Source organism: Ruegeria sp. J8, from assembly GCF_056531925.1.
In genome coordinates this window covers 197,839-207,684 of the sequence record NZ_JBQFMR010000009.1, presented here as the reverse complement: position 1 = coordinate 207,684, position 9,846 = coordinate 197,839, and the positions used below count along the sequence as shown (strand labels likewise).

The window sequence follows — 9,846 nt, the reverse complement described above, 5'->3', positions numbered from 1 at the left end:
CCAACTATATCGCAGCGCGTCTGCAGGATGCCTATCCGATCCTCTACACCTCCGAATCCGGTCGTGTGGCGCATGAATGCATCCTCGACACCCGACCCTTGGACGAGGCGGCGCATGTCAGCGTCGACGACATCGCCAAACGTCTGGTCGACAGCGGCTTCCACGCCCCGACGATGAGCTGGCCGGTTGCCGGAACCCTGATGGTGGAGCCCACCGAATCCGAGCCCAAGGACGAGTTGGACCGCTTCTGCGACGCCATGCTCTCGATCCGCTCCGAGGCGCAGGACATCATCGACGGCAAGATCGATGCGGAAAACAACCCGCTGAAAAACGCCCCCCACACGGTGCGCGATCTGGTCGGTGACTGGGACCGGCCCTATAGCCGCGAACAGGCCTGTTTCCCTCCGGGCTCCATGGGCGTCGACAAATACTGGTCCCCCGTCAACCGCGTCGACAACGCATACGGAGACCGAAACCTCGTCTGCACATGCCCTCCAATGGACGCATACGCGGAAGCGGCGGAATAAAAAGAAAAACCCCCGCCCAGCGGGGGTTTTTCTTAGGGAACGAAGCCTTTCGGTACCCCGAATGGTGGAGAGTCCACGCTGGATCCCGTCAGTGCGTTGAGGAATGCCACGAGACTTGCGATGTCAGCTTCGGACAATTCCAATGGCGTGATGTCCATCTTGCCGCGCACACGCGCCATTTCCAACCGGTCGTCCCAGACGACGAAATCGGCTTTGTGCAACCAAGGAACGTTCGGCAGGTTAGCCATATCACGGGTCCATTGTGACAGGCTGCGTTCCGGATTCAGGTGGTGGCGTATCATGCTTTCTAGGTCCGGAAATGCTCCATTATGCCCATAGGGCGCCGTCAGAGCGACGTTTCGCAACATCGGAGTGCGAAAGCGGTAAGCATCTTCCAAGCGGTCGCTTTCCCCCATGCGGCCAACGTCACGCACATAGGGGTCCCATTGCCGCGTGCGGCCCGGCCCAAAAGGGGGCAGGGCCAAGGCGTGAAATTTCTGATCAGACATAAGCGGGCCGGAGTGGCACGAGGCGCAATTCGCCTTGCCGTAGAACAGGTCCATCCCGTCTTTCTGCTCTGCCGTCAGCGCCGAGGAGTCACCCGCGAGGTATTGATCGAACGCGCTGTCGGTGCTGCGCCATTCAACCGCCATGAACGCGGCTAAGGCGTTGGCGATCTGGGTGATTGTAATGTCCTCGGTCATGTTGACCTCATCAAAAGCGGCGACCATGGCCGGGCCATAGCGCGGATCGGTGCGCACGCGCTTGGCAAGGATCGGCCAGCCCAGATCAATTCGGTCGGCAACCGCTCCGGTCACCTGATTTTCGCCGACATTGCCGGCCATTTCGAATTGCGAGGTCAGCGGGAACAGCGCCTGTGCGGCGAGCAGCGAGTTCAGCCCCTCAGGCAACCATTCCTGGGCCGGAGAATTGAATCCGTTGCCGTAGACATCCGAGATACTCAGGCGGCCATCGTGGAATACAGTGTGAAGCTCTTTTGCCCCAAGGTTCCAAAGCCCCGGTGAATTGCGCGGGATGCGCTTGCGGATCTTTTCTGCGCCCACGCCGGGCATGCGGTCCGGTCCCAGACCCTGTCCGCCTTCACCGATCCCCAAAGACAACCCGTCCGACGTGCCGAAATCGGGGTGATGGCAGTGGGCGCAGGATATGTTCTGATTGCCCGACAGGATCGGGTCGTAAAACAGTTGATGACCGATGGCAGCCCGTTCCATATCAAAGAGGATAAAGTCATCATCGGTCAGCGGGCGCGGCAAATCCTGAGCCGCAGCCGCCCCGACGAAAAGGAAGAAAACCCAATGCGCCAGCTTGTATTTGCCCTTTGCTGTCTTGCCACCCCGGCGCTGGCCGAACTGGAACAGGCGCGTGACATGATGGAGGCCGGGGAGTTCGAGGCCGCGCGCGAGGAACTGATGCCAGCCGCGCGGTCCGGCAATGCCGAGGCCGAGGAACTGATCGGCGTCATGTACGGCCTTGGGCTGGGGGTCGAGCAGGATTACGAGCGGGCGTTTGATTGGTATCTGCGTGCTTCGATGAAGGGACATCCGGGGGCGCAATCGGGCGTCGGTTGGTATTATGAGCTGGGTCTGGGCATGCCCGCGCCCGATCTGGTGCGGGCGTATATGTGGTACACGCTCAGCGCGATTGGCGGTGATCCCGATGCGGCGATCAGCCTTGAGGAAGTGGTCAAGAAAATGTCGCCGGAGCAGATTGAAAGAGCGCATGTTCTGGTCAACGACTACAAAGGGTGGATGTACCCGTTTCGGTAAGGGCCGGACGAAGCGCCCGGCCCCTTTCGCTTAGTTCAGATCCGCATCGCGAGAGGCGTTGATATCAGCCTCGGCTGCAGCAACCGCTTCGGTCAGGGCGTTGAACACCTCGTCCCCGCGGGCCACGTTGGACTGGAACCAGTCATAAACCGGCGTTGCGGCCTCTTTGAACGCAGCTTTCTGGTCGGGTGTCGGCACATAGAGATCCCCGCCACCGGCGACGAAATCTTCATAGGCCTGGATCGACTTGCGCTTGGGCGAGGCAAAGGTGGCCTGCTGCAGAGCATAGAACCCATCGACCACCACGCGGCGCATGTCCTCGGGCATCTCCTGGAACTTGGCGTTATTCATCCACCACAACGCACCCATATAGGCGTGGCCGTCCAGCGTGACGTATTGCAGACCGGCATCGGGGAATTTCATACCCATGATGTCGGTGATGCCGTTCTTGGACCCTTCAACCACACCGGTCTGGAAGCTGGTGAACAGTTCCGGCCATGGGATCGGAGTAGGCGATGCACCAAGTGCCTTGACCAGCTCCTGAGGCAGGTCTGCGACCACGGTGCGGATTTTCAGACCTTCCATATCGGCTGGCTCAGCGATGCGACGCTGAGTGTTGGCAAAGTTGCGCCAGCCACCGGTGTTTCCGATGGTCATCAGACGGATCGCGCCGCCGGAATCCTCAAGCGCCATGTCGCGTACCTTGCGGGTGAAATCGCCGGACAAGACATGCTCGGCGACGCGGTCATCGGCCATTAGATAGGGCAGGTCCAGAACCTGCACGTAGGGGAAGATGCCTGACGCGCCGCCCGAAGTGGAGATATAGATGTCGATCGTACCGTCGGCCACGCCTTGCAGGCACTCGGCCCCGTTCGAGCACAATTGGGTGCCGATGAACAATTCGACCTCGATGGCACCGTTCGAGGCAGCCTCGACGTAGTTCTTGAAGACGATCAGACCATCATAGTCTTCGTCGTTTTCGTTTGAGTTCGCTGTGGCGCGCAGGGTGTAATCAGCAGCCGTTGCAGCTAGTGCGGATGCGGCCACCAGCGAGGTGGCCACCGCAGCGGTTTTGATGAAGTCTCTGAGCATTCGTTTCCTCCCTGTGATACTCAGTTCAGTTTGCAAATCCCGTTATCCTCGGGATCGTCATGGATAGTGCGGGGACATAGGTGATCAGGAAGATCACTATGATTTCGACAGCCAGAAACGGCAGGATCGCCTTGGCAATGGTTTCGACCTTTTCGCGCGATACGGCGGCGGCCACGAACAGCACCAACCCCATGGGCGGAGTGGCCAGGCCGACGGTCAGGTTGACGCTCATGATAATAGCAAAATGGATCGGGTCCACGCCGAGGCTTGTGAAAATGGGCGCAAGGATGGGGCCAAGGATGATGATCGCGGGGCCTGCATCCAGAAACATGCCGACGACGAACAGCAGCAGGTTGATCAGGAACAGCAGGATCAGCGGATTTTCCGACAGGCCAAGGATCAGTGCCGCCAGTTGTTCAGGCGCGTGGCTAAGGCTGACCACGGTCTTGAATGCCATCGCAGCGCCCACCAGCAGCAAAACCACCGCGGAGGTCAGACCCGCATTGCTGAGGATCTCGGGCACTTCTTTCAGGGTCAGCGTGCGCAGGACGAAGAAACCGATGATGAATGCATAGCCTACAGCGACCGCAGCAGCCTCGGTCGGGGTGAAGATGCCGCCGAGGATGCCCCCCAGAATGATGACGGGGGTCAGCAGCGGGAAGAACGCTTTGAGGCTTGCCTGACGACGCTCGGACCATGTGTATTTGCGGCTGGCGACGGGGAAGTCGTATTTGTCGGCCATGACTTTGATCATCAGCATCAGGCCGACGCCAACCATCACGCCTGGAACAATGCCTGCCAAAAACAGGGCGGCCACGCTTTCACCCATCACGTAGGCATAGATGATCATGATGCCCGAGGGCGGAATGATTGGCCCGATCACCGAACTGGCCGCTGTGATCGCAGCGGCGAAGCGGCGGGTATAGCCCTGTTTCTCCATCGCTGGGATCAGCATCGAGCCCAGTGCCGAGGTATCGGCGACCGCCGAGCCCGACAGGCCGGCAAACAGGATCGAACTCAGGACATTCACATGGGCCAGACCGCCGCGCAGGTGCCCCATCAGGGCCTGAGAGAACTCGACCAGACGAATGGTGATGCCACCACGGTTCATCAACTCTCCGGCCAGCATGAAGAAGGGGATCGCCATCAACGGGAAGCTGTCCATACCGTTATAGACGTTCCGGTACAGCAGCGTGATGTCGTTGGTTTGGCCGTTCAGCCAAAGCAAAATGCCGGGCGCGGCCAGAAGTGCGAAAAAGACCGGCAGGCCGATCATCAGGAAAATCAAGAAGGTGGGCAGGAACCAGATCAGCATCTATTCAGCCCCCACCGGTGCATCTGCGATTTCGGGTAGCAGGTCTCCGCCGCCCATCATCTTGACGATCGACCGCAGGATAAGCTCGATATTGACGACCAGCAGAAGTATGACCCCCACCAGCAACGATGCCATCATCCAGCTGCGCGGGACGCGGTACCACTCGTCAAACCCCAGCGAGGTCGGAATATAGAGCGCCGCCGTGGCGAAGCGGCCGCCAAAACCCGTGACCTCGGACCAGCCGATATTCACGGCGACGGCCAACACCGCCAGCGAGACGAAAAGCAGAAACAGCATCAACACCTGCCCCAGCACGCGCGGCAGCATCATGGGCAGCATATCAATGGCGACAAACCCGCCGCGCCGAAACGCGGTAGGAGCCATCAGCCCGGTCATCCACAACATGCAGAAGCGCGCGGCCTCATCTGGCCAGGGCAGGGCGTTGCCTAAAACGTATCGGAAGAACACCTGAATCAGGATTGCGATCACCATCAATGCAATCGCAACGACTCCAACCGCGCGGCCCAAACGCAGCACGGTTTCGTTCACGAATGCAATCGGCGCAAGCGCCGTTGCCAGTCCGCCCATGCGGATCCTCCCTTGTTCAGCCGCAGGTTTGTCCCGCGGTCGTCAAATCGCGCTTAGTGCTGCGCAAATTGGCCGAGTTTCCCGGCGTAGAATGTCAGCGCGTCTCCGTCCGCCATGCTGACTTTCAGGACTTTGCCCACCACGATCACATGATCACCTGCATCGTGATAGGCGTGCTGTTCACACTCAAACCGCGCCAGACAATCCGGCAGCAGAGGTGTTCCGTTCCCGCAGCGGTCGTGGTCGATATCCCGCAGGGCGAACGCGTCTTTAGAGCAGCCAAAACACAGATCGGCCTGCTCCGACGATAGCACGTGCACGCTGAAATGGCGCGCCTTGTGGAAATAGGGGAACCGGCGCGAATTTCGGTCTCCGGCCCACATCACCAGCGGGGGGTCCAGCGACAGCGATGAAAAGCTGTTGGCGGTGATGCAGACCGGACCATCGTCGCTGTCACAGGTGACGATAGTCACGCCGGTCGCAAACTTGCCAAAAGCGTCCCGCAAGGTGCGGGTGTCATCTTTATGCGGGACGAATGTGTGAGTGATGTCCTTTGAGATTGCGTTCATCATGGTACCTCATGCCCCAGCGCCGCCTCGTAAAGGCGGAACCAGTTTTCGCGATCCAGATTTACTTTCAATGCGTCCGAGATGCTTTTGATCCGGTCCTGATTGTTCGTGCCCATAACCGGCAGAATTCCCGCGGGATGCGCCAATAGGAAAGCGATGGCGACTGCCGCGCGATCCACGCCGAATTCGGCAGCTATCTCATCTGCAACTATGCCGACCGGAGGGTTTCCGGCCATCAGCAACCCACCCCCCAGCGGAGACCACGCCATAACGTGCTGACCGTGCTGTTGATGAAAGGCAAGATCGCCATTGGCGAAAGGGTCGATCTGGCCCAGAGACAACTCGATCTGGTTGGTGACCAACGGCGTCTTCATCGCCGATTGCAGCAGGCTCCAGTCCCAGGGACGGAAGTTCGACACGCCGACAGCGCGCACCTTGCCGCTGGCGACCACCTCATCCAGTGCTGCGCCGGTTTCATGGTGGTCCATGAACGGATCAGGACGGTGGATCAGCAACAGGTCTATGTGGTCGATGGCCATCTCGGCCAAAGAGGTTTCGACCGATTTCAGGATATGCGCGCGCGAGGTGTCGTAGTACTTGACCTTCGCGTCCGAATACCGTCCGCAGGGCGCGACGATATCGCATTTGGTGACGATCTCCATCTTTGACCGCAGGGCCGGGTTGGCGCGCAGGGCGGCACCCAGAATGCCTTCGGCCGTGTAGTCGCCGTAGATATCCGCCTGATCGAAACTGGTGATCCCCTGATCCAGACAAGCCTGTATCTTGGCCTCGACATGCGCGGCCGAGGTGTCATCGTCATCCCCGATACGCCACATGCCATAAACGATGCGGCTCAGTTCCAGCGTGTTGGATAGTTTCACACGGTGCATCAGCGGCGAACTCCGGCGCCCAGCGGGGTGGCCGGGGTTTTTGCAGGCACGCGCCCGTATTTTTCGGGCAGCGAGCAGGTTTTCAGATTAGGCAGGACGCGGGCCCCGAAATGCTTGGCCTCATCCATGTGCGGATAGCCTGAGAAGATGAAAGCGCGGATACCCATCTTTTGATATTCTTCGATCTTGGACATCACCTGATCGGTCGATCCGACCAAAGCTGCCCCACAGCCCGAGCGCGCGCGGCCAACACCTGTCCACAGGCCCGGTTCTACATAGCCATACTCATCCGCCAGATCGCGGTTCTTGGCCTGATGCGCCACGCCCAGAGAGGTCGAATCCAGCGCCCGTTCCCGGATCGCACGGCCATATTCATCATCCAGCTTCGAAACGATGTAGTCCGCATATTCCTGCGCTTCAGCCTCGGTATCGCGGACGATCATGTGAACGCGCAGGCCGTAGTCCAACGTGCGGTTGTAGTTTTCAGCCACTGCGTGAACGGCCTTCATCCGCTCGGCCAGTTGATCCTTGGTTTCGGGCCACATCAGGTAGACGTCGCAATGCTCGCCACAAAGGTCCAAAGCGGATGGAGAATAGCCTCCAAAATACAGTAGTGGACCGCCGGTCTGATAAGGCTTGGCCGGATCGGTGGTCAGGCCCGAGAAGTTATAGACCTCACCCGCATGGTTGATCTCATCCTGTGTCCACGCTTGCTTGAGGATCTCGACCACCTCGCGGGACCGCTGATAGCGGAACGCGCTGTCGGCCTTTTCGCCGGGGAAATCGGACGAGATGATATTCACCGTCAGCCGCCCTTGCAGCATGTGATCCAGCGTCGCAATGGTGCGGGCCAGCATGATCGGCTGCATCTCGCCACAACGCACAGCAGCCAGCAGGTTTATCCGGTCCGTGATCGGCGCGCAGCCTGCCACGAAACTCAGCGTATCCTGACCGACCTGATAAGAAGACGGGCACAGGATGTTTCGGAACCCTTGCGCCTCGGCCTCGCGGACGATGCCGGAACAATGCTCCCAACTCGACCGGAGGTCACCATCCGGGACACCCAGAAACTGATAATCGTCTGAGCACAAAGCGGCGAACCACGAAACCTCGGCCGCATCCAGATCGGGGGATGTGATGGGGACGATGGTCATTTGATTCGTTCTCCGTGCATCTTTTGACTTTCCTCTTGCGTAGCAATCACTTTGATGTAGATCAATAGTGTATCAATTTTTTCTGCGACTCGGTGAAGCACTCCGAAAATGACTGCCAACAGCCGCAACCCCAACGCGCTGCCGATCTATGTGCAGATCGCCGAGCTTCTTATCCGCGACATTGCCGCGGGTCGGCTGATCGACGGCGAGCGTTTGCCGCCCGAACGGGACATGGCGGCGAACCTCAATGTCTCGGTCGGGACGCTGCGAAAATCGCTGGCGGAGCTTGAGAAAAAAGGAATGTTGGAGCGTATCCAAGGCTCGGGCAATTACATCCGCGAGACCGGGACGCAGAACAGCGTTTATGCGATGTTCCGGCTGGAGCTGCCCGAGGGTGGGGGGCTGCCGCGCGCGGATATCCTGTCGGTGGATCATCTGGAAAAACCCTCCGATCTGCCGGAGTTTGGCACCTCGACCACAGGCTCGCGAGTGCGCCGGATGCGCTATTTGAATGACACAATCATCGCGGTCGAGGAAATCTGGCTGGATGAGTCCGCCGGAAAGGTCGATCAGGCGCTGCTGTCGGATTCGCTTTATCGCTATTACCAACAGCAGCTTGGGTTCTGGATCACGCGGGCTGAGGATCGGGTTTCGGTCCGTGCGCTGCCTGCGTGGACGCCCGAGACCTTCACCAAACCCGCTGGCGCAATGGCCGGGTATATTGAGCGGTTCAGTTGGTCCGAGGGGCCTGAACCGGTCGAGTTTTCAAAAACGTGGTTCGACCCGGATCGGGCCACCTATGTCCAACGTCTGAAGTAGAAGGAAACGCGCATGACCCGGACCATCCACTACGGGCTGATCGGATGCGGCATGATGGGGCAGGAACACCTGCATAATATCGCGTTGCTGGAAGGTACGCGCGTCTCGGCGATTTTCGAACCCGACGCCGCGATGGCCATAGCGGCGCAGACGATTGTACCGGATGCGCAGATGGTGGGTTCGGTCGAAGATCTGCTGGCCGTAGATGATCTGGACTGCATCGTGATTGCCAGCCCTAATCATTTGCACGTGGATCAGATCAAGCAGATCGCGAGGGTGCGGCCCTTGCCTTTGCTGGTCGAGAAACCTCTGTTCACCGACCCTGCAGATGCGGCGCGGCTTGACGCCATCCAGCGCGACTACCCTCATCCGATCTGGGTGGCGATGGAGTATCGCTATATGCCGCCCATCGCGGCCTTAATTGAGGGGGCGCAGGTGACTGGCGGCGTTAAAATGCTGACCATCAAAGAGCACCGCTTTCCCTTTCTGGAAAAGGTCGGCAACTGGAATCGCTTCAACCGTAATACGGGCGGAACCTTTGTCGAGAAATGCTGCCACTTCTTCGACCTCATGCGCCTGATCCTGCAATCAGACCCTGTGCGCGTGACAGCAAGCGGGGGGCAGGCTGTCAATCATTTGGACGAGGCGTATGACGGAGAAACACCCGACATTCTAGACCACGGCTACGTGATGGTCGACTTCGCCTCGGGCGCGCGAGCAATGCTGGAGCTGTGTATGTTCGCCGAAGGCGCGCGGTATCAGGAGGAGATTTCAGCCGTCGGGCCAGACGCCAAGATTGAAGCGCTGGTGCCCGGACCGGGCCGTTTCTGGCCCGAGCATCTTGGTGATGCGCCGGTGCCGCAACTGATCGTCAGCCCGCGCCATCCCAAAGGGCCGGTTGCCAAGGATATTCCGGTCGATCCAACGCTATTGGCTGCGGGTGACCATAACGGGTCTACTTTCTATCAGCATCAAGAGTTCCTAGCCGTCCTGCGGGGCGACAAACCCGCCCCCGAAGTGACTCTGCAGGACGGGATGTGGGCTGTGCGCATGGGTCTGGCCGCGCAACAGGCGCTGGAGACCGGAGAGGCGGTTCGGTTCTAGG

10 protein-coding genes and 1 pseudogene are annotated in these 9,846 nt (G+C 59.5%); 4 read left to right on the top strand and 7 right to left on the bottom strand.

The window, feature by feature from the left end; translation table 11 throughout:
* Positions 1-527 (top strand): annotated as a pseudogene (locus ACR0L1_RS18385) (glycine dehydrogenase (aminomethyl-transferring)); the annotation flags it as partial.
* A 32-nt stretch (positions 528-559) separates the two neighbouring features.
* Here ACR0L1_RS18385 and ACR0L1_RS18380 read toward each other — a convergent pair.
* Positions 560-1,759 (bottom strand): cytochrome-c peroxidase, encoded by a 1,200-nt coding sequence (locus tag ACR0L1_RS18380; protein ID WP_480860235.1) that lies wholly within the window; start codon positions 1,757-1,759, stop codon positions 560-562.
* Positions 1,760-1,843: 84 nt separating this feature from the next.
* Between ACR0L1_RS18380 and ACR0L1_RS18375 the strand changes: the two genes are divergently transcribed.
* Positions 1,844-2,314, top strand: coding sequence for a tetratricopeptide repeat protein (locus tag ACR0L1_RS18375; RefSeq protein WP_170791366.1), 471 nt, complete (start codon positions 1,844-1,846; stop codon positions 2,312-2,314).
* 30 nt (positions 2,315-2,344) lie between these two features.
* On the opposite strand, the gene ACR0L1_RS18370 is transcribed toward ACR0L1_RS18375, so the two are convergent.
* From ACR0L1_RS18370 to ACR0L1_RS18345, 6 genes are read right to left on the bottom strand one after another with little or no spacing between them, the layout of a single operon-like run.
* Complete coding sequence (locus ACR0L1_RS18370) at positions 2,345-3,406, bottom strand: TRAP transporter substrate-binding protein (RefSeq protein ID WP_170355481.1); 1,062 nt, start codon at positions 3,404-3,406, stop codon at positions 2,345-2,347.
* A gap of 25 nt (positions 3,407-3,431) precedes the next feature.
* Complete coding sequence (locus ACR0L1_RS18365; protein ID WP_170783146.1) at positions 3,432-4,721, bottom strand: TRAP transporter large permease; 1,290 nt, start codon at positions 4,719-4,721, stop codon at positions 3,432-3,434.
* On the bottom strand, positions 4,722-5,309 hold the full coding sequence (locus ACR0L1_RS18360) for a TRAP transporter small permease (protein WP_170355479.1): 588 nt from the start codon (positions 5,307-5,309) through the stop codon (positions 4,722-4,724).
* A 53-nt stretch (positions 5,310-5,362) separates the two neighbouring features.
* Positions 5,363-5,878 (bottom strand): flavin reductase family protein, encoded by a 516-nt coding sequence (locus tag ACR0L1_RS18355; protein ID WP_170355478.1) that lies wholly within the window; start codon positions 5,876-5,878, stop codon positions 5,363-5,365.
* A complete protein-coding gene (locus tag ACR0L1_RS18350; protein WP_480860232.1) occupies positions 5,878-6,768 on the bottom strand; it encodes an aldo/keto reductase in 891 nt (296 codons plus the stop codon). The genes ACR0L1_RS18355 and ACR0L1_RS18350 overlap by 1 nt, the downstream gene beginning before the upstream one ends.
* Positions 6,768-7,922, bottom strand: a complete 1,155-nt coding sequence (locus ACR0L1_RS18345) for an LLM class flavin-dependent oxidoreductase (protein WP_170791360.1) — start codon at positions 7,920-7,922, stop codon at positions 6,768-6,770. The genes ACR0L1_RS18350 and ACR0L1_RS18345 overlap by 1 nt, the downstream gene beginning before the upstream one ends.
* A gap of 108 nt (positions 7,923-8,030) precedes the next feature.
* On the opposite strand from ACR0L1_RS18345, the gene ACR0L1_RS18340 reads away from it, so the two are divergent.
* Positions 8,031-8,741, top strand: coding sequence for a GntR family transcriptional regulator (locus ACR0L1_RS18340; RefSeq protein WP_480860230.1), 711 nt, complete (start codon positions 8,031-8,033; stop codon positions 8,739-8,741).
* A gap of 12 nt (positions 8,742-8,753) precedes the next feature.
* Positions 8,754-9,845, top strand: a complete 1,092-nt coding sequence (locus ACR0L1_RS18335) for a Gfo/Idh/MocA family protein (protein ID WP_480860228.1) — start codon at positions 8,754-8,756, stop codon at positions 9,843-9,845.
* Position 9,846: the final 1 nt, after the last annotated feature.

Excerpts from the sequence above, each read along its gene's own strand:
- ACR0L1_RS18380 (WP_480860235.1), bottom strand. The coding sequence starts at position 1,759 with ATGGAACGGGCTGCCATCGGTCATCAACTGTTTTACGACCCGATCCTG.
- ACR0L1_RS18375 (WP_170791366.1), top strand. The coding sequence starts at position 1,844 with ATGCGCCAGCTTGTATTTGCCCTTTGCTGTCTTGCCACCCCGGCGCTG.
- ACR0L1_RS18370 (WP_170355481.1), bottom strand. The coding sequence starts at position 3,406 with ATGCTCAGAGACTTCATCAAAACCGCTGCGGTGGCCACCTCGCTGGTG.
- ACR0L1_RS18365 (WP_170783146.1), bottom strand. The coding sequence starts at position 4,721 with ATGCTGATCTGGTTCCTGCCCACCTTCTTGATTTTCCTGATGATCGGC.
- ACR0L1_RS18360 (WP_170355479.1), bottom strand. The coding sequence starts at position 5,309 with ATGGGCGGACTGGCAACGGCGCTTGCGCCGATTGCATTCGTGAACGAA.
- ACR0L1_RS18355 (WP_170355478.1), bottom strand. The coding sequence starts at position 5,878 with ATGAACGCAATCTCAAAGGACATCACTCACACATTCGTCCCGCATAAA.
- ACR0L1_RS18350 (WP_480860232.1), bottom strand. The coding sequence starts at position 6,768 with ATGCACCGTGTGAAACTATCCAACACGCTGGAACTGAGCCGCATCGTT.
- ACR0L1_RS18345 (WP_170791360.1), bottom strand. The coding sequence starts at position 7,922 with ATGACCATCGTCCCCATCACATCCCCCGATCTGGATGCGGCCGAGGTT.
- ACR0L1_RS18340 (WP_480860230.1), top strand. The coding sequence starts at position 8,031 with ATGACTGCCAACAGCCGCAACCCCAACGCGCTGCCGATCTATGTGCAG.
- ACR0L1_RS18335 (WP_480860228.1), top strand. The coding sequence starts at position 8,754 with ATGACCCGGACCATCCACTACGGGCTGATCGGATGCGGCATGATGGGG.